Annotated in this window: 20 protein-coding genes and 1 pseudogene; 3 read left to right on the forward strand and 18 right to left on the reverse strand. The window is 70.3% G+C overall.

Features of this window, described 5'->3' with window-relative positions; genetic code table 11:
- Positions 1-42 precede the first annotated feature (42 nt).
- Positions 43-189, forward strand: coding sequence for a hypothetical protein (locus AB0G84_RS19255; protein WP_361321681.1), 147 nt, complete (start codon positions 43-45; stop codon positions 187-189).
- Positions 190-624: 435 nt separating this feature from the next.
- Here the strand turns inward: AB0G84_RS19255 and tatC are convergent, their stop codons facing one another.
- The 10 genes from tatC to AB0G84_RS19305 all read right to left on the reverse strand — a co-directional run bounded on the left by tatC (position 625) and on the right by AB0G84_RS19305 (position 9084).
- Positions 625-1587 carry a twin-arginine translocase subunit TatC gene (gene tatC / locus AB0G84_RS19260; RefSeq protein ID WP_361321683.1) on the reverse strand — a complete coding sequence of 321 codons (963 nt, stop codon included), beginning with the start codon at positions 1585-1587 and terminating at the stop codon, positions 625-627.
- A gap of 61 nt (positions 1588-1648) precedes the next feature.
- On the reverse strand, positions 1649-1939 hold the full coding sequence (gene tatA, locus AB0G84_RS19265; protein ID WP_361321685.1) for a Sec-independent protein translocase subunit TatA: 291 nt from the start codon (positions 1937-1939) through the stop codon (positions 1649-1651).
- A gap of 218 nt (positions 1940-2157) precedes the next feature.
- The gene (locus AB0G84_RS19270) at positions 2158-2361 is read right to left on the reverse strand and encodes a hypothetical protein (RefSeq protein WP_361321687.1); all 204 of its coding nucleotides are present in this window, start codon (positions 2359-2361) and stop codon (positions 2158-2160) included.
- A gap of 16 nt (positions 2362-2377) precedes the next feature.
- Positions 2378-2623, reverse strand: a complete 246-nt coding sequence (locus AB0G84_RS19275; RefSeq protein ID WP_361321689.1) for a hypothetical protein — start codon at positions 2621-2623, stop codon at positions 2378-2380.
- Positions 2624-2666: 43 nt separating this feature from the next.
- Positions 2667-3617: a WYL domain-containing protein gene (locus AB0G84_RS19280; protein ID WP_361321691.1), complete on the reverse strand. Its 951-nt coding sequence runs from the start codon at positions 3615-3617 to the stop codon at positions 2667-2669.
- Between the two features lie 23 nt (positions 3618-3640).
- Positions 3641-4675 (reverse strand): WYL domain-containing protein, encoded by a 1035-nt coding sequence (locus AB0G84_RS19285; RefSeq protein WP_361321693.1) that lies wholly within the window; start codon positions 4673-4675, stop codon positions 3641-3643.
- Positions 4676-4882: 207 nt separating this feature from the next.
- Positions 4883-5257: an FKBP-type peptidyl-prolyl cis-trans isomerase gene (locus tag AB0G84_RS19290; protein WP_361321695.1), complete on the reverse strand. Its 375-nt coding sequence runs from the start codon at positions 5255-5257 to the stop codon at positions 4883-4885.
- A 68-nt stretch (positions 5258-5325) separates the two neighbouring features.
- Positions 5326-6315 carry an FKBP-type peptidyl-prolyl cis-trans isomerase gene (locus AB0G84_RS19295; protein ID WP_361321697.1) on the reverse strand — a complete coding sequence of 330 codons (990 nt, stop codon included), beginning with the start codon at positions 6313-6315 and terminating at the stop codon, positions 5326-5328.
- Positions 6316-6450: 135 nt separating this feature from the next.
- The gene (gene pafA / locus AB0G84_RS19300; RefSeq protein ID WP_361321699.1) at positions 6451-7812 is read right to left on the reverse strand and encodes a Pup--protein ligase; all 1362 of its coding nucleotides are present in this window, start codon (positions 7810-7812) and stop codon (positions 6451-6453) included.
- 9 nt (positions 7813-7821) lie between these two features.
- A complete protein-coding gene (locus AB0G84_RS19305) occupies positions 7822-9084 on the reverse strand; it encodes an MFS transporter (protein WP_361321701.1) in 1263 nt (420 codons plus the stop codon).
- 120 nt (positions 9085-9204) lie between these two features.
- Here AB0G84_RS19305 and AB0G84_RS19310 point away from each other — a divergent pair, with 120 nt between their 5' ends.
- Positions 9205-10254 (forward strand): LacI family DNA-binding transcriptional regulator, encoded by a 1050-nt coding sequence (locus AB0G84_RS19310; RefSeq protein ID WP_361321703.1) that lies wholly within the window; start codon positions 9205-9207, stop codon positions 10252-10254.
- A gap of 73 nt (positions 10255-10327) precedes the next feature.
- Here AB0G84_RS19310 and prcA read toward each other — a convergent pair whose 3' ends face one another.
- The 6 genes and pseudogenes from prcA to arc form a co-directional block, all read right to left on the reverse strand.
- The gene (gene prcA / locus AB0G84_RS19315; protein ID WP_361321705.1) at positions 10328-11179 is read right to left on the reverse strand and encodes a proteasome subunit alpha; all 852 of its coding nucleotides are present in this window, start codon (positions 11177-11179) and stop codon (positions 10328-10330) included.
- 62 nt (positions 11180-11241) lie between these two features.
- Positions 11242-12087, reverse strand: a complete 846-nt coding sequence (gene prcB / locus AB0G84_RS19320; protein ID WP_361321707.1) for a proteasome subunit beta — start codon at positions 12085-12087, stop codon at positions 11242-11244.
- Positions 12039-12216: pseudogene (locus AB0G84_RS19325) on the reverse strand (endonuclease domain-containing protein); the annotation flags it as partial. The pseudogene AB0G84_RS19325 and the gene prcB, both read right to left, overlap by 49 nt.
- 140 nt (positions 12217-12356) lie before the next feature.
- The gene (locus AB0G84_RS19330; protein ID WP_361321709.1) at positions 12357-12575 is read right to left on the reverse strand and encodes a ubiquitin-like protein Pup; all 219 of its coding nucleotides are present in this window, start codon (positions 12573-12575) and stop codon (positions 12357-12359) included.
- 186 nt (positions 12576-12761) lie between these two features.
- Positions 12762-14273, reverse strand: coding sequence for a depupylase/deamidase Dop (gene dop, locus AB0G84_RS19335; protein ID WP_361321711.1), 1512 nt, complete (start codon positions 14271-14273; stop codon positions 12762-12764).
- A 276-nt stretch (positions 14274-14549) separates the two neighbouring features.
- Complete coding sequence (arc, locus tag AB0G84_RS19340; protein ID WP_361321713.1) at positions 14550-16316, reverse strand: proteasome ATPase; 1767 nt, start codon at positions 16314-16316, stop codon at positions 14550-14552.
- 249 nt (positions 16317-16565) lie between these two features.
- Here arc and AB0G84_RS19345 point away from each other — a divergent pair, with 249 nt between their 5' ends.
- Positions 16566-16859, forward strand: a complete 294-nt coding sequence (locus tag AB0G84_RS19345) for a ferredoxin (RefSeq protein ID WP_361321715.1) — start codon at positions 16566-16568, stop codon at positions 16857-16859.
- 45 nt (positions 16860-16904) lie between these two features.
- Here the strand turns inward: AB0G84_RS19345 and AB0G84_RS19350 are convergent, their stop codons facing one another.
- On the reverse strand, positions 16905-17477 hold the full coding sequence (locus tag AB0G84_RS19350) for a hypothetical protein (RefSeq protein ID WP_361322049.1): 573 nt from the start codon (positions 17475-17477) through the stop codon (positions 16905-16907).
- A gap of 241 nt (positions 17478-17718) precedes the next feature.
- Positions 17719-18639 (reverse strand): tRNA (adenine-N1)-methyltransferase, encoded by a 921-nt coding sequence (locus tag AB0G84_RS19355; RefSeq protein ID WP_361321717.1) that lies wholly within the window; start codon positions 18637-18639, stop codon positions 17719-17721.
- Positions 18640-18688 lie beyond the last annotated feature (49 nt).

The raw sequence follows: 18688 nt of genomic DNA on the forward strand, positions 1-18688 counted from the left end.
CCCTCACCCGTCAAGGCAACGTGGCACCCGAGCCAGAACGCTGTGGACATCTACAACGGCTGCACGAAGACGATCAAGGTGCAGATTGCCGAGCGCTGGTGGCCGGACAGCGGCTGCCTCACGATCCGACCGAAGGGCAAGCTCCACTACCGGGGCACCGGCAAGCTGCAGGGCATCAAGTACTGCTGAGCCCGTGAGCGCCGGGGTGGGCCCGTCATCGCACCACCGGAAGACGGGCAGACCACGCCGAAGGGGCGGGGAGTCGCACACGGCTCCCCGCCCCACGGCTTTCTCCCACCGCAGTAACGCACGGGATGACACCGCGCAGCACCACCGGCACCAGGAACAGCGCGAAGGACAGACCGAGCCCGACCACCGCGCCTTTCCCTTCCCGCGCCGTGGGTGGACCTGTCGCGATCAAGGACTACGGCACGTGCTGCTCGCTCGGCGCTAGCAACGTTCGGTGGGCGGCTCCGCAGAGCCACCCACCGAACGTCTTCCGCTGTTCATACCCATTCCGGCCGTGAACGCCGTGCAACGGGGAGCGGCCGGCCCCGGCTGGAAGGGCACAGCACCCTCGTTCCGCAGCAACTGCTGTTGAGGGAGGGTGAGCCCACGCCGGGGTCAGGTGACGTCGTCGAAGCTGCCGCGCTTCCCGTCGTCCCCGCTGGCTTGCTCCGGCAGCGCCGCAGGCGTCGCCACCGACTGGAGCGCGCCGATGTCCTCGGGCGTCAGATCGAGTTCGGACGCCTCGTCATCGGACGGCCCCGCCTCGGTCCGTCGCCGCCGCCGGGTGTCATTGGCCAGCGCGACGCCGACCGCGACGAAGTAGAGCAGGGCGATGGGCACGGCGAGCATGAGCATGGTGAGCGGGTCGGTGCTCGGCGTGGCGATCGCGGCGAAGACGGTGATCCCCAGGACCATCCCCCGCCACCAGCCCAGCATCCGCCTACCGGTGATCAGTCCGGCGAAGTTCAGCATGGCCAGCAGCAGCGGAAGCTCGAAGGACAGCCCGAAGACGATCACCATGCGGGTGATCAGGTCGAGCAGCTTGTCCAGCGGGAGGAGGTTGCCGACACCGTCCGGGGTAAAGCCGATCAGCACCCTCGCCGTGGTCGGCAGGGTCGTGTACGCGAAGTAGGCGCCACAGGCGAAGAGCGGGAAGCCGGTGGCGACGAAGCTCAGCGCGTACCGCTTCTCGTGCCGGTGCAGACCGGGCGCGAGGAAGGCCCACAGCTGGTAAAGCCAGACCGGGGAGGCGACGATGACACCGGTCATCAGCGACACCTTCAGCGCCAGGGTGAACGGCCCGAGGAGGTCGAGCATCACGATGTTGGCGCAGGCCGAGCCCTTCCTCATCTTCGCGACGTCGGTGAAGAGGGAGTGGCAGCCGACCGACCGCAGAATCGGCTCGGTCAGGACGTTGATGATCGCTTCGTAGAAGAACGCCGCCGCGATGGTCGCGACCACAATGCCCAGGACACCCTTGGCCAGCCTGTTGCGCAGCTCGCGCAAATGCTCCACGAGGGGCATCCGCCCCTCGGGGTCCTTCTTCTTGGCTCGCTCTTCAGGGGCAGACTTGCGCAACCCACGTCCTCATCTCATGCCACCGGGCCGCGGCCCGGTGGCCGCCACGGTCAAGCTGTTGTCAGCGCTGGGAGGTGTGCTCGGAGTCGGTCACCGGCCGTGCGCTGGCGACATCCCCCGGAGCGGCCTGGATGGTCCTGCGGTCGGCCCCCGCCTCGTCCTTCGGCGGGTCGGCGGGCGCTTCCTGCTTCTGGGAGCCCTCCGACTTCATCGCCTTCGCCTCGCTCTTGAGGATCCGAGCGGACTTGCCCAGCGAACGGGCCATGTCCGGCAGCTTCTTCGCGCCGAACAGGAGCAGGAGGACGACAACGATGAGGACGAGCTCAGGGACGCCGATCTTTCCACCGAACATAAATCTTTACCTTCTCACCGAGGCGGCTGGGGTTGGAACGAGCTGACCAGGTCGGGCATCCGTCCGCCCGCCGTACTTGCAGCGATCGTAGCGCTCACGGGTGAATACGGGGCAACCCCTGTGCGCACTCCCGGTTGCGGGGCCGCGCCTCGTCGATCGGCCCTGGGGAACAGCGTACCGCCCGGGGAGAACGCGGAAGGGGGGCCGTACGCGCCGTGCTACCGCTTCTTGCTCAGGTCCAGGGACGAGGCCAGCGGCAGCGCCGCCCGCTCCAGGTCCTGGGCCGCCCGCTGGATCTGCTCCGACACCGCGCCGACCTGGTGGCCCAGGCGCCGCACCTCGACGAAGACGCGGACGGCGAGGGCGCCGAGCACGGCGATGCCGAGGAAGCCGAGGGCGATTGCGATCATGGGCCAGAGCATGGGGCGAGCCTATCGGTCAGCCCAGGTGCAGCCGCAGCGTGCGCACCCCGCCGCCGGTGAGCAGCTCCACGATCCGCTCGCCGGCCGGACGACGCACCGCGCGGCGGCAGTCCGGGCAGGTGAAGGAGTAGAAGGTGGTGCGGCTGCTGGCGCCGATCGCCAGCCGGAAGGCGTCCGAGGCCAGCTCGAAGCAGCCCCGGCAGTCCGGGCAAGCCGCCTTGAACAGCACCCGGGCGCTCGCGCCCGCCATCGTCTTCGTCATCCCTCGCTGCCTCCTCCTGCTCCCTGAGCCCCGCGCGCCGCGGTCACGCGCCGTAGGCCGTGAGCGCCTGCTCGGCGGCGCGCCGGGCGCTGTCCGCGAGCGCCTGCGGCGCCACGATCCGGCCGTCCCGGCCCAGCCGCAGCGCCAACCGCCGCAGCGAGGCGGGGTCCGGGGTGCGCAGGGTGATCCGCAGCCCGCCGTCGGGCAGTTCCTCGGCGCTGTCGTGCGGGTAGTACTCGGCGACCCAGCGGCCGCCCGGCCCGACCTCGATGGACACCTCGGGGTCCTCGGCGGCCGGCTGCACCAGCCCCTCGGACAGATCGCGCAGCTCCACCGGCGGCGGGTCGGCGGGCGCGTCCAGCAGCTTGATCTCGGCGACCCGGTCGAGGCGGAAGGTGCGCCGGGCCTCCGAGAGCCGGCACCAGGCCTCCATGTAGGTGTGCCCGACGGCGAACAGCCGGATCGGGTCCACCTCCCGCTCGGTCAGCTCGTCGCGGGCCGGGGAGTAGTAGCGCAGCCACAGCCGGCGCCGCTCGGCGATGGCTCGGTCGACGTCGGCGAAGACCCCGCCCTCGGACTCGAAGGTCACCGAGAGCCGGGAGCTGGCGCCGGCCGCCTCGCCGGCCGCCGCCTCCAGCTTGGCGGTGGCGCGCAGCAGCGCCTGCCGGTCGCCCTCGCGCAGCCCCGGGAGGGTGGCCACCGCGCGGGCGGCGACCAGCAGGGCGGTCGCCTCGTCGGCGGCCAGCCGCAGCGGCTCCGCCACGTCGTCGGGGTTGTGCCACCAGATGCAGTCGCCGTCGGTGTCGATGTCTAGCAGGTCGCCGCCGCGGAAGCTGGTTCCGCACATCGGCAGCACGTCGAGGTCGGCGATCAGCTCGTCCTCGGTGATGCCGAAGGCCCGGGCGACGTCGCCGACCCGGGCGCCGGGCCGCTCGCGCAGGTACGTCACCAGCGACAGCATCCGGCGGGTCTGGTCGATCGCGTTGGTAGCCATGAGTGTTGCTTCCCCGTCCCTCGTCAGCCCTTGGCCACGGCGCGCAGCCGGTCGATGACGTCGGCGCGCAGCTCCGCGGGCTCCAGTACGACCACATCGGGCCCGAACTCCACCAGCCAGGCGTCGAGTCCGTGGCCGTTGGGGATCTCCAGCTCGTCCCAGCCGTCGCCCAGCTCCCGGACGGAGAGCGCCCGGGCCCGCAGCGGATAGCCGTGCTCGGCCCGGAGCCTGATCCGTGCGGTGCCGGTGGCGGTCTCCCCCGCCCAGCTCTCGACGGTCTCGCGGACGGTGACGTGGTCGGGCACCGGCGCGGTGAACTTCCCCTGCCGGGAACGGACCTTGCCGGTGATCCGCGACAGCCTGAAGACCCGCTCCGCCTTGCGCTCGCGGTCCCATCCGGCGACGTACCAGTGCCCGCGCCAGCACTCCAGGATCCACGGCTCGACCTGCCGCTGCTCGGGGTGCGCGGCGTTGGACTTGCGGTAGTCGAAGACCACCGGGCGGCGGTCCCGGCAGGCCAGCATCAGCGGCTCGAAGGCGGCCTCGTGGGTGGGGATGCGGGGTTCCAGGGCGCTGTGCGGCCCTCCGGAGTCGTAGTCCTCGCCGTCCGCGGCCAGCGGCATCCCGGCCGCCCGCAGCTTCTGCAGCGCGCCGCTGGCGGCGCCGGCCAGCCGCGCCTGCTGCCAGACCTTGGCGGCCAGGCCCAGGGCGGCGGCCTCCGCGGCGTCCAGGGTGATCGGCGGCAGCCGGTTGCTGTCCCGGCGGGCCAGGTAGCCGATCTCCCCCTCGATGCCCTCGACGGTCTCGATCACCAGGCCGAGCTCGCGCAGGTCGTCCTTGTCCCGCTCGAACATGCGGTTGAAGGCATCGTCGGTGCCGCCCGCGGCCGCGCCCGAGGCCGCACCGTTGCCCGGCCCGAAGGCCGCGCCGCCCCCCGGCCCGAAGGCCTCCAGGTAGGCCTCGATGGACTGCCTGAGCTCGCGCTTGGTCAGCGGGCGCCGCGTCCCCAGCAGGCACAGCGCCAGGTTCATCAACCGCTCGGCCTTGGCAATGGCCATCGACGCCCTCTCTCGTTGTACTCCCGACCGTTGACCGTACCGCTCGGGGTGCGTGCGGCAAAAGCCGGACGGGTGAGCCCCCGTCTCCTCCTCCGCCCGCGGGGCGAAGGGGAGCGGGGGCTCACCCGCCGTGGGGCCGGTGCCGGCGCGCGGCACCGGCCCGGGGAAGTACCTCGCCGGCCACCGGGGCCGCGACGTACGCCGGTCTCAGACGGAGACCAGGTCGCAGACGAAGATCAGGGTCTCGTTCGGGGCGATCCGGCCGCCGCCCGCGCCGCGCTCGCCGTACGCCAGGTGCGGCGGGATGGTCAGCCGGCGGCGACCGCCGACCTTCATGCCCTGGACGCCCTGGTCCCAGCCGGCGATGACCTGGCCGGCGCCCAGCTGGAACTGCAGCGGCTTGCCGCGGTTCCAGCTCGCGTCGAACTCCTCGCCGGAGCTGAAGGACACGCCGACGTAGTGGACGGAGACCATGTCCCCGGCCTTGGCGACCGGCCCGTCGCCCTCCGTCAGGTCAACGATCTCCAGCTCGCTGGGAGCCGGGCCCTCAGGAAAGTCGATCTCGGGCTTGTCGATGCTCACGAAAGTGCTCCTACTTTCGAATCTTTACGATTACCGGGCCAGTCTCGCAGATCTTGCCGGTGCCGCGGTCAGACCGTGCCGACGATGTCGACCGAGAAGACCAGGGTGTTCTTGGCCAGCTCGTGCTGCGGGCTGGCGCCGTAGCCCAGCTTCGGCGGGATGACGATCTCCACCCGGTCGCCGACGTGCTTGCCGACCAGCGCCTTGTCCCAGCCCTGGACGACCTGCCCGGTGCCGATCTGGAAGGCGGTCGCACCACCGTGGTCCCAGGAGGAGTCGAACTTCTTGCCGTCCTCCCACTTCACGCCCGTGTACTGCGCGATCAGCCCGTCCCCGGCCTTGACCTCGGGGCCCTTGCCCTTGATCAGCACCTGCTGCTTGAGGCCCTTGGGAGCCTTCTCACCCTTGGGGACGGTGATCGTGGCGGCCTTCTCACCCTCGGCCTTCACCTCGGGCAGCCCGCTCTCCGGGGACGCCTGGGTGCCCTCGGCCTTGGCCTTCTTGTCGACCTTCTGCGCACCGACCACGTCGACGACCCAGACCAGGCCGTCGCCCGGCTTGATGCCGGACTGCGGGTTGAGGCCCTGGCCGATCAGCGCCTTGGCGGTGCCCTCGACCTCGAAGCGGCTGCCGACCTTCTGCCCGGCCACCGCGGACATCACCTTCGGCGGCAGCATCTGCTGCGTCATCTGGTCGGTGACCTCGCTGACGACCTGGGTGCGCGGCCCACCGGGCTTGGCGCCGGGCTGCGGCGTCCAGCTGCTGCCGAGGTTCTGGCCCTTCATCGACTGCGCCGAGAAGTCCAGCCGGACCAGATCACCCTTCTTGACGACCGCACCGTCCCCCTTGATGACGGTCTTGGTGACGGCCGTGTCGGACGGCTTGGCGTCCTTGGGCACGGTGATCTTCGGCTTCGCCCCTGCCTTGCCGTCGACCGTGACCACGGCCTTGCCGGCCGAGCCCTTGCCGTCCTCGGACCCGCAGGCGGCGGTGAACAGCAGAAGGGGCACGGTCAGCGCAGCCACGGCGGCGCGACGGGTGTTATTCATGAGGTTCATCAGTCCAACTCGGGCTCGTGGGGTGGTGGGCAATGCCCGCCACTCTACGACCTGTCCCCGTGGGCCCTTCCCGGCACAACACAGCAATGTGCCGGGAGCAACGCGCTCCCGGCACATCTCCGCATTCCCCGCGGGTCACATTCCGGCGATCAGCTTCTCCACCCGGTCGTCCACCGAACGGAACGGGTCCTTGCACAGGACCGTGCGCTGCGCCTGGTCGTTCAGTTTGAGGTGCACCCAATCCACCGTGAAGTCACGGCGCTGCTCCTGGGCGCGGCGGATGAAGTCACCGCGCAGCCGGGCCCGGGTGGTCTGCGGCGGCACCGACTTCCCCTCGAAGATCTTCAGGTCGTTGCAGATCCGCGCCGCCTGGCCCTTGCGCTCCAGGAGGTAGTAGAGGCCCCGGCGGCGGTGGATGTCGTGGTACGCGAGGTCTATCTGCGCCACCCGCGGGTGGGACATGGTGAGGTTGTTCTTGGTGCGGTACCGCTCGATGAGCTGATGCTTCATCACCCAGTCGATCTCGGTGGAGATGCGGTCGAGCTCCTCGTCCCGGATCGCCTCCAGGGTGCGGCCCCACAGCTCCAGGACGCGTTCGACGAGTCCGGTGCGGATGCCCCGGCGGTCGCAGAAGTCCACGGCCTTCTCGTAGTACTCCTGCTGGACCTCCAGCGCCGAGGCCTCCCGGCCGCTGGCCAGCCGGACCTTGCGCTGTCCGGTGATGTCGTGGCTGACCTCGCGGATGGCCCGGATCGGGTTCTCCAAGGTCAGGTCGCGCATCACCGTGCCCGCCTCGATCATGCGCAGCACCAGGTCCGTGGCGCCGACCTTGAGCATCATCGTGGTCTCGGACATGTTGGAGTCACCGACGATGACGTGCAGCCGGCGGTAGCGCTCGGCGTCCGCGTGCGGTTCGTCACGGGTGTTGATGATCGGGCGGGAGCGGGTGGTCGCCGAGGAGACGCCCTCCCAGATGTGCTCCGCGCGCTGGCTGACGCAGTACACCGCGCCGCGCGGGGTCTGCAGCACCTTGCCCGCACCGCACAGCAGCTGACGGGTGACCAGGAACGGAATGAGGATGTCCGCGAGCCGGGAGAACTCGCCGTGGCGGGCCACCAGGTAATTCTCGTGGCAGCCGTAGGAGTTTCCCGCCGAATCGGTGTTGTTCTTGAAGAGGTAGACGTCGCCCGCGATTCCCTCCTCATGCAGGCGGCGCTCGGCGTCGACGAGCAGGCCTTCGAGAATGCGCTCACCGGCCTTGTCGTGGGTGACCAGCTCCGTCACGTTGTCGCACTCGGGAGTTGCGTATTCCGGGTGCGAACCCACGTCCAAGTACAGGCGGGCGCCGTTCCGCAGGAAGACATTGCTGCTGCGGCCCCATGACACGACACGGCGGAAGAGGTACCGCGCCACTTCGTCAGGCGACAGTCGGCGCTGTCCCCTGAACGTGCACGTGACGCCGTACTCGTTCTCCAGCCCGAAAATGCGGCGGTCCATGACTGAACATTACGCCTGACGGCCCGCTCTGAAACCGGGTTCGACGGCCCCGTTTCGATCATTTTCCGTCGTGGGCGCACCCGCCGTAGGCTGCACGGGCGGCTCACCGAGAAATCTCTTCATCGACAAAATCACGCACAACGCGGCGAGGCCGCCCGCGCCGGCCACCGCGAATCCGGCCACCGCTCCCCCGCTGCCCACCGCGGGCCCGGACACCGAGGCACCCGTCGCCGCCCCGACGCCGAACATCGTCACCAGCCACGAAAAGGCCTCCGTCACCGTGCCCTTGGGCGCATGCCGGTCCACGACGACGAAGGCACAGGCCAGCGACGGCGCCAGGAACAGCCCGGCGAGCCCGCCCAGCGCCGTCATTCCGGCCACCCCCGGCACCAGCACCAGCGGCAGATAGCCCAGCGCCAGCAGCCCGATGAGCAGCCGCAGCCGGCCCTCGGGGCGCCCCGGCCAGGCCCGCGCACCGTAGACCAGACCGCCGACCAGCGCGCCGGCGCTCAGCGCGGAGAGCAGATAGCTGGCGACCACCTGGCCGCCCCGCTCATCGGCGTACGCCACCGCCGCGACCTCCACCGAACCCAGCGCCAGCCCCACAAAGAAGAACGACCCGAGCAGCACCCGCAGCCCGGCCGAGCGCAGGGCGCCCAGCCAGTGCGCCTCCCGCGGCCCGCTGCGCCACCGGCGGGACGGCCCGGAGACGACGACGGAGAGCGCGCCGAGCACCCCGAGCGCATTGATCACCAGCAGCGCCACCCCCGCCGACCAGAACCCCACGCACAGGGTCACCAACAACGGCCCCACCACGTACATCACCTCCTGGGCGACGGCGTCCAGGGCGTAGGCGGCGTGCACCTGGTCCGCGCGCCGGAGCACCCCCGGCCAGAGCGCCCGCAGCCCGCCCTCCAGGGGCGGGGTGAAGAGCCCGGCGATCGCCACGGCGGCCCAGGGCACCACCGGCAGGTCCGGACCGGCGACGGCCAGCAGCGCCATCCCCAGCGCGGAGAGCACCGCGGCGGGCAGCATCACCCGCGGCTGGCCCCAGCGGTCCACGGCCCGCCCGAGCAGCGGCTGGCCGATCGCCGTGCACACCCCGTAGACCGCAGCGAGCGAGCCGGCCAGCGCATAGCTGCCGCCCTCCGCCCGGACGAAGAGGACCACCGACAGCGAGGCGGTGGCGTTCGGCAGCCTGCCGACCAGCGTCCCGGCCAGCAGCCGGGCGGCGTGCCGGGCCCTGAGGAGCTCCCCGTATCCCGCGCCCATTCCTTCCCCCCTCCCGTCCGGACTCCCCGGACGTGTTACGTATAACTTCCGGCGTCATACGTACCATGGCGGCTGTCCACGGTCCACCCCGCAGCGCCGAAGCGAGAGGCGAAACCCCCGGTGACCAGCAATGAGGCCACGCACTCCGGCCGCCGACCGGCCGCCCCCCGGGTCACCAGCCGGGATGTGGCACGCGCCGCCGGGGTCTCCCAGGCCGCCGTCTCGCTCGTCCTCGGCGACAAGTGGCGCGGCCGGGTCTCCCCCGGCAAGGCCGAGGCCGTCCGCACCGCCGCCCGCGAGCTGGGCTACCGGCCCAACCTCGCCGCCCGCAGCCTGCGGATGGGCCGCACCCGTACCGTGCTGCTCGTCGTCCCCGCCCTGACCACCGAGTTCTTCGCCCGGGTCTACACCGGCGCCGCCCGCGTCGCCGCCGCTCAGGGCTTCGGCGTGGTCCTCTACCCCTCCCCCGAGGGCATCGGCCCGGCCCGCGACCCCTTCGACTCCGCCGCGGCCACCCTCGACGGGGTGATCGCGTCCTCCATGGCCGCCGAGGCCCTCAACGCGCTGCGCGCCGCCGACCTACCGCTGGTGATGCTCGACAGCGACCCCGCCGACGGCCGGGCCGGTGCCACCGTCAACCTCGATATCGCCGACGGCGCACGGCAGTTGACGGCCCATCTGACCGGGCTCGGCCACCGCCGCATCACCCACCTCGCGGCCGATGTGCGCTCCTGGACCTTCGAGGTCCGCGCCCGTGCCGTCGCCGAGAGCCTCGCCGAGGTGCCCGGCACCCTGCTGCGCCGGCTGCCCGCCGCCCTGAGCGTGGAGGCGGGTCTCCAGGCCGCCCATACCGCGCTGACCGGCCCCGGTCCCCGCCCCACCGCCCTGCTCTGCGACGACGACATCATCGCCGCGGGCGCCTGCAAGGCCGTCCGCCGGCTGGGCCTGCGGATCCCCGAGGACGTCTCGGTGACCGGCTTCGACGACCTCGCGCTCGCGGTCGCCGTCGAGCCGGAACTGACCACCGTACGGCTGCCCGCCGAGGAGTTCGGCGAGGCCGGGATGCGGGCCCTGACCGCGGTGCTCGACGGGGATCCGGCGCCGTCCCCCACCCTTCCGGTGCGGCTGGTCCCCCGGGGCTCCACCGCCCCGCCCGCCGGCGCCCGCTGAAAGCGCCGCGCGCCCCGGCGGGAGGTGACCCACCGGGGCGCGCGGTCCGGGCGACGGGCCCGGTAGCGGTACGTCAGAGCAGGGGCTCTCCGTCGGAGTCGTCCGTGCCCCCGGAGCCCTTGGCCCCCTTGCCGCCGGAGCCCTTGGTGGGCTTGTCGCCGGTGTCCTCGGCCGGGGCCCCGGCGTCGCCGGCACCCGCCTCGGGCTCCTTGCCGGACGCCGCGCCGCCCTCGTCCAGCAACCGGGACAGCTGACGGCCCAGGATCCGCTTGAACTTGCGCTGCTGGGGCCGGGTACGGTCCAGCGTCGCGACCTCCAGCTGCTCGGCGGTGAGCGTGCGCTCGCCGCCGTTGGTGTCCCGCGACAGCGACTCCACGGCCAGCTTCAGGGCCTCGGCGAGCGTCATCCCGTCGCGGTGGCGCTGGTCGAGGTAGCTGCTGATCTGGTCCGCGTTGCCGCCGACCGCCACCGAGCCGTGCTCATCGACGATCGAGCCGTCGTGCGGCAGCCGGTAGATCTGGTCGTCCTCGGGGGCGCTGCCCACCTCGGCGACGATCAGCTCGACCTCGTACGGCTTCTCGGCGGCGCTGGAGAAGATCGTGCCGAGCGTCTGGGCGTAGACGTTCGCCAGGCCGCGCGCGGTGACGTCCTCGCGGTCGTAGGTGTAGCCCCGCAGGTCGGCGTAGCGCACCCCGCCGATCCGCAGGTTCTCGAACTCGTTGTACTTACCGACCGCCGCGAAGGCGATCCGGTCATAGATCTCGCTGACCTTGTGCAGGGCGCGGGAGGGATTCTCGGCGACGAAGACCACGCCGTCGGCATACTGCAGCACCACGACGCTGCGGCCGCGCGCGATGCCCTTGCGGGCGTATTCGGCACGGTCGGCCATGGCCTGCTGGGGTGAGACATAGAACGGCGTCGACACCGGCTATCCGTCCCTTCCTGTCGAAAGCTCTCTCAGTGGCGGCATGGGGAACATCCGTCCCGTCAGAGCAGCGCGGCGCGCGGGCCGTCGGGCTGGTCGAGCCGGCGCTCGTGAACGTTGCGGGCGATCTCCGAGATCTCGTCGTCGGTCAGCTTCCGGACGCCCTCGTCGGTGATCACCGTGACGATCGGATAGATCCGCCGCGCCAGGTCGGGCCCACCGGTCGCCGAGTCGTCGTCGGCGGCGTCGTAGAGCGCCTGGACGACGGCCGTAACGGCCTGATCCGCCGTGAAGTCGTCCTGGTAGAGCTTCTTCAGCGAGCTGCGTGCGAAGACCGAGCCGGAACCGGTCGCCGCGAACCCCCGCTCCTCGGAACGCCCGCCGGTGACGTCGTACGAGAAGATCCTGCCCTTCTCGCGGTCGAGGTCGTAGCCGGCGAACAGCGGCACCACGGCCAGGCCCTGCATGGCCATCCCGAGGTTGCCGCGGATCATCGTCGAGAGCCGGTTCGCCTTGCCCTCCAGGGAGAGTTGGGCTCCCTCGACCTTCTCGAAGTGCTCCAGCTCCAGCTGGAAGAGCTTGACCATTTCGACGGCGAGGCCGGCGGTGCCGGCGATGCCGACCGCGCTGTATTCGTCCGCCGGGAAGACCTTCTCCATGTCGCGCTGGGCGATGACATTGCCCATCGTCGCCCGCCGGTCACCGGCGAGGACCGCGCCGCCGGGGAACGTCACGGCCACGATCGTCGTGCCGTGCGGCGCCTCGACGGCGCCCTGCACCGGCGGCAGCGGGCGGCTGCCCGGCAGCAGGTCCGGCGCGTGCGCGCCGAGGAAGTCCATGAACGACGAGGATCCCGGCGTCAGGAAGGCAGCTGGTAGACGCCCGGTGCTTCGAGTGTTGGCTTCCACACTTTTCCTTCCGGATACTCGGCCGCCCGCTTTCAAGGCGTCCGGCCGATCCTTGAATTGGCCCAAAGCTGCGGTGCAGCTGAAGCACAGTACGCCTCGGACCCTACCCGCCCCGTAGAGATGATCCACCCGCTCGGGCGGGATGGATTCGGCCCGTGGTCCCGGCCCCGGAGCCCTGGGCACACCGGCCGAAGCCCGTGCGCGGCACGTCCTCGTGCTGCCGCGCACGGCGCTTCGGCCGACGGAGGCCGGGCGGCGCCCGCTTCGGCCTACTGCCCGCCCTTTTGCACGAAGGACCGCACGAAGTCCTCCGCGTTCTCCTCGAGTACGTCGTCGATCTCGTCCAGGACGGAGTCCACGTCGTCCGACAACTTCTCCTGGCGTTCCTTGAGGTCGTCCGAGGCCTGCGCGTCCTGTGTCTGCTCCTCGACCTCTTCCGTGGAACGCGTGGCCTTGGCCTGTCCGCCGCCGCTGTCCTTGGTCGCCATATCCCTCACCCCGCTCGGTTCGCCCCGCTCGATGTGACCGTCAAGATCCGACCCTACAAGCAGGGTCCGACATCGGCCCTGCTGTTGAGGCAACGCCCGGTAGTCACCTCGATGATTCCCGCACCGCGGCGATTTCAGCCGCGGTACGGCCGGGCACACCGGAGAAATCTGTCGTGCACCTGCCGGTCAGCGGCCGGACAGCGTCCTCACCAGCTCCTCCGCGGTGCGGCAGCGGTCCAGCAGCTCCTTGACGTGCTTACGGGTCCCGCGCAGCGGCTCCAGCGTGGGGACCCGTTGCAGGGAGTCACGGCCGGGCAGGTCGAAGATGACCGAATCCCAGGAGGCGGCCGCCACGTCGTCGGCGTACTGCTCCAGGCAGCGGCCCCGGAAGTAGGCCCTGGTGTCCTCCGGAGGCTTCTGCTGGGCCCGCTGGACGTCCTGCTCGTCCAGGAGGCGCTTCATCTTGCCCCGGGCCGCCAGACGGTTGTACAGGCCCTTCTCGGGGCGTACGTCGGCGTACTGCAGGTCGATGAGGTGGAGCCGGGCCGCGTCCCAGTCCAGGCCGTCCCGGCGGCGGTAGCCCTCCATCAGCTCCCGCTTGGCGACCCAGTCCAGCTCGCCGGACAGGCTCATCGGGTCGTTCTCCAGCCGGCCGAGCACGTCCTCCCACCGGGTCAGGACGTCCTTGGTCTGCTCGTCCGCATCCGCTCCGTAACGGTCCTCGACGTATTTGCGGGCCAGCTCGTAGTACTCCATCTGGAGCTGTACGGCGGTGAGCGTGCGGCCGCTGCGGAGGGTGATCAGGCGTTGCAGGGTGGGGTCGTGCGAGACCTGGTGGAGGGTGCGCACCGGCTGCTCGACGGCGAGGTCGACGGCGATGAAGCCGTCCTCGATCATGGCGAGCACCAGGGAGGTGGTGCCCAGCTTCAGGTACGTCGAGATCTCGGAGAGGTTGGCGTCGCCGATGATCACATGGAGCCGGCGGTACTTCTCCGCGTCCGCGTGCGGTTCGTCGCGGGTGTTGATGATGGGCCGCTTGAGGGTCGTCTCCAGGCCGACCTCCACCTCGAAGTAGTCGGCGCGCTGGCTGAGCTGGAAGCCGTGCTCGTGGCCGTCCTGGCCGATGCCGACCCGTCCGGCGCCGGTGACCACCTGGCGGGAGACGAAGAACGGCGTCAGGTGCCGCACGATGTCCGAGAACGGGGTCTCCCGCTTCATCAGGTAGTTCTCGTGCGTGCCGTAGGAGGCGCCCTTGTTGTCGGTGTTGTTCTTGTAGAGGTGGATCGGCTGGGCCCCGGGCACCTGGGCGGCCCGCTCGGCGGCCTCGGCCATGATCCGTTCGCCGGCCTTGTCCCAGAGCACGGCGTCGCGCGGGTTGGTGACCTCGGGGGCGCTGTACTCGGGGTGCGCATGGTCGACGTAGAGCCTGGCGCCGTTGGTGAGGATCACATTGGCCAGGCCGATGTCCTCGTCGGTGAGCTGGCTGGCGTCGGCGTTCTCCCGTGCGAGGTCGAAGCCGCGGGCGTCCCGCAGCGGGTTCTCCTCCTCGAAATCCCAGCGGGCACGGCGTGCCCGGTGCATCGCGGCCGCGTAGGCGTTGACGACCTGGGATGAGGTGAGCATGGCATTGGCGTTCGGGTGGCCGGGGACGGAGATCCCGTACTCCGTCTCGATTCCCATTACTCGCCGTACGGTCATGCGGCCCTCCTTGCCCGGCGGCGCCCCCGGACGGGGTCGGCGCTCAAGTACCGCTGTGCTTCCGGTCCGTGCGTGTGCCCCACGCCGGCACAGCGTGACGCAGCGGTACCGAAGAGCCTAGGACGCCTCTGCGGCGCTGGGGAGATCATTACAGTCATTGCTCCAGTCCGGTTTTCCCTGGTCCATCGCGCCCTTTCCGGCGCCTTTCCGTCAGCTCCCGGAAAAGCGTCCGGCTGCGGACGCCCCGTGCAGGACATCCGCAGCCGGAGAGCGGTGTTACAGGTATTGGCCGGTATTCGCCACCGTGTCGATGGAGCGACCGGTGTCGGCGCCCTGCTTTCCGGTGACCAGGGTGCGGATGTAGACGATCCGCTCGCCCTTCTTTCCGGAGATCCGAGCCCAGTCGTCCGGGTTGGTGGTGTTGGGCAGGTCCTCGTTCTCCTTGAACTCGTCCACACAGGCCTGGAGGAGATGGGAAACCCGCAGGCCCTTCTGATTGTGTTCGAGGAAGGCCTTGATGGCCATCTTCTTTGCGCGTCCTACGATGTTTTCGATCATCGCACCGGAGTTGAAGTCCTTGAAGTAGAGGACTTCCTTGTCACCATTAGCGTAGGTGACCTCCAGGAAGCGATTCTCCTCGGATTCCGCGTACATCTGCTCGACGACGGACTGAATCATTCCGCTGACCGCGGCCTTGCGCGATTCGTCGTGTTCGGCGAGATCGTCGGCGTGCAGCGGGAGGTTCTCCGTGAGGTACTTCGAGAAGATGTCCTTGGCGGCCTCCGCGTCCGGACGCTCGATCTTGATCTTCACGTCCAGGCGGCCGGGGCGCAGGATCGCGGGGTCGATCATGTCCTCGCGGTTGGAGGCGCCGATCACGATCACGTTCTCCAGGCCCTCGACACCGTCGATCTCGGAGAGCAGCTGGGGGACGATGGTGTTCTCCACGTCCGAGCTGACGCCGGACCCGCGGGTGCGGAAGAGCGAGTCCATCTCGTCGAAGAAGACGATGACGGGGGTGCCCTCGCTGGCCTTCTCCCTGGCCCGCTGGAAGACCAGCCGGATGTGCCGCTCGGTCTCACCGACGTACTTGTTGAGCAGCTCGGGGCCCTTGATGTTGAGGAAGAAGCTCTTCCCCGCGGGCTGCCCGGTCACCTCGGCGACCTTCTTGGCAAGGGAGTTGGCGACCGCCTTGGCGATGAGCGTCTTGCCGCAGCCGGGCGGGCCGTAGAGCAAGACACCCTTGGGCGGGCGGAGTTCGTGCTCCTTGAAGAGGTCGGGGTAGAGGTACGGAAGCTCGACCGCGTCCCGGATCTGCTCGATCTGGCCGCCCAGACCGCCGATCTTGGTGTAGTCGATGTCCGGGACCTCTTCGAGGACGAGCTCCTCGACCTCGCTCTTCGGGATGACCTCGTAGACGTAGCCGGAGCGGGGCTCGAGCAGCAGGGCGTCGCCGGGACGGATGGTGATGTCCAGCAGCGGCTCGGCGAGCCTCACCACCCGCTCCTCGTCGGTGTGCCCGATCACCAGCGCCCGCTCGCCGTCCTCAAGGATCTCCTTGAGGGTGACGATGTCGCCGGCGGACTCGAACTCCATGGCCTCGACCACGTTGAGCGCTTCGTTGAGCATGACCTCCTGGCCGCGCCGGAGGTCCTCGGTCTCCACACTCGGGCTGACATTGACCCGGAGCTTTCTGCCACCGGTGAAAATGTCGACCGTGCCGTCCTCGTTCGCCTGCAGGAAGACACCGAAGCCGGCCGGCGGCTGCGCGAGCCGGTCGACCTCTTCTTTGAGGGCCACGATCTGGTCGCGCGCCTCGCGGAGAGTGTTGGCGAGACGCTCGTTCTGCGCCGAGACGCCGGCCAGGTTGGTCTGCAGCTCGACGATCCGCTCTTCGAGAATCCTCGTGTGACGCGGAGAGTCGGCGAGCTTGCGTCGCAGGACGGCGATCTCCTGCTCGAGATAGGCAACCTGGCCGGCGGGATCTTCAGACCCTCGCCCCGGCCGGATGCCGCGGTTGATGTCGTCGTCGTGGGCTGCCACGGTCCTCACCTCCTCCAAGGAGCTGGACGCTTCCTGACCCTACCTGGGCCGGTGCAGGTTGAAACCCCTAGATCGAAAAGACTGTCGGGGTGTGTCCGATCTTCACCCTTGCGCACGTCCTCACGCCAAGGGAATACCCACCCAACAACATCGGAAAGCGAGCGGTTGTATCGTCGAGTCGGTCAACACCCGTCAGGGCTGGCGCCACTTAGACAAAAACGGTTCACGTACGTAGGAACGGCAGGCGAGATGACCGCGCAGGACGAAGGCCCGGAGCTGGAAGTCTGGATCGACCAGGACCTCTGCACCGGGGACGGCATCTGTGCCCAGTACGCGCCGGAGGTCTTCGAGCTGGACATCGACGGCCTGGCCTACGTCAAGAGCGCCGAGGACGAGCTGCTCCAGGACGAGGGGGCCACAACGCCCGTCCCGCTGAAGCTGCTCGCCGACGTGCGGGACTCGGCGAAGGAGTGCCCGGGGGACTGCATCCACGTCCGCCGGGTCAGCGACGGCGTCGAGGTCTACGGCCCCGACGCGGAGTAGCGCCCGGGGAACGCAGGGCTCCCGACGGGCACGTCCGGTGACCGGTCAGGCGCGCTGGGTCCCCATGGCGGCGGGGAGTTCGCTCTGGACGAACTTCCCGCCCTTCCATTGCCACTTGACGTCCTTGTGCACGTCCGGGCAGCAGCGCGGCACATCGAGCCGGGAGTAGCCCAGCAGCCCCGCGGAGATCACGCCCTGCCGGACGGTGAGCCTGCGGACACTGAGCTGCTGGGCGGGTGCGAGGAGTGTCGCCACGATCCGCGGGGCGGCCCGTCCCTCCGTGGGCTCGGCGAGGACATAGACGGCGCTGGGCGGGGTGCCGGTGTCGCTGTGGCAGCGGACCTGCGCGACGGTCTCGGTCGTCCCGTCGCCGTCGAGGTCGCCGGAGGCCTTGTGCACCACGTCGAGGCGGTGGGGTCCGCAGTCGACCGGGAAGCTGACCTTGGCCGGATCCGGGGCGGCGACGGGACGGCCGGTCGCGGCGCCGTGGGCGGTGGTGGCGGTGGCATCGGGGGGCTGGACGAAGGACGCGGCCGCGACGACCGCCGAGACGGCAGTGGCGGTGGCGAGCCAGTGCATGGGGCGGGGCTGGGTGTGCAAGAGGTCCTGGCCTGCCATGGGCTGCACGCGGGGTAACTCCTGTGAAGTGCTGTGCCGGTGGGAGTGCCCAGCATCGTTCCACAGCGGCGAGCGGCAAGGAACCAGCAGGACCGGAGTTTTCCGCGCCGTTCCCAGGTCTTCACGGTCCCCTGACACCGCGGCGCCGCCGACGGTTCCCCGCGGGGGAACTCATCGGCGGCGCCTGGCGGTTCGGTGGCCCGGTCCGGCCCACCGGGCACGGGCCCGGCAGGGGCGGCGGTCAGTCGCGTGCGGAGGGCGCTGCCTGGTCCCGGCCACCGGCCCCGGGGCCGGTGTAGTCCTCGCCGTAGGCGCCCTTGGCGGGCCGGCGGCGACGCAGCGGGGGCTCCACGCCGTCCGCGAGGCGGCGGGCGGTGAGCAGGAAGCCGGTGTGGCCGATCATGCGGTGGTCGGGGCGGACGGCGAGGCCCTCGACGTGCCAGGTGCGGACCATGGTCTCCCAGGCCGACGGCTCGTTGAAGGTGCCGTGCTCCCGGATCGCCTCGACGGTGCGCGCCAGCTGGGTCGTGGTCGCGACGTAGGCGCAGAGGATGCCGCCGGGGACCAGGGCCTTGGAGACGGCCTCCAGGCACTCCCAGGGGGCGAGCATGTCGAGGATGACGCGGTCGACGTCGGTGTCGGAGAGGTTGTCCTGGAGGTCACCGACGGTGAGCGTCCACGCGGGGTGCGGACCGCCGAAGTAGCGCTCGACGTTCTGCGTGGCGATCTCGGCGAAGTCGGCGCGGCGCTCGTAGGAGTGCAGCATGCCGTCGTCGCCGATCGCGCGCAGCAGGAAGCTGCTGAGCGAGCCGGATCCCACCCCCGCCTCGACGACGCGCGCGCCGGGGAAGATGTCGGCCATCGCCAGGATCTGCCCCGCGTCCTTGGGGTAGACCACGGCGGCACCGCGGGGCATGGACAGGACGTAGTCGGGGAGCAGCGGGCGCAGCGCGAGGTAGGCGACGTTCCCGGTGGTACGGACAACACTGCCCTCGGGAGCACCGATCAGCTCGTCGTGGGGGAAGGCTCCCTTGTGGGTGTGGAAGCTCTTTCCCGCTTCGAGCGTGAAGGTGTAGTGGCGTCCCTTGGGGTCGGTGAGCTGGACCTGGTCCCCGACCTTGAAGGGCCCGCGACGGCGGGCGGCACCGGTCGGTTCGGACATGTGACCAGCCTACCGGCCCTCCGGGGCGCCGCTGACCAGTGGGCGGCCG

The sequence above is a fragment of the Streptomyces sp. NPDC020742 genome (assembly GCF_040641675.1).
In the GTDB taxonomy this organism is placed as follows: domain Bacteria; phylum Actinomycetota; class Actinomycetes; order Streptomycetales; family Streptomycetaceae; genus Streptomyces.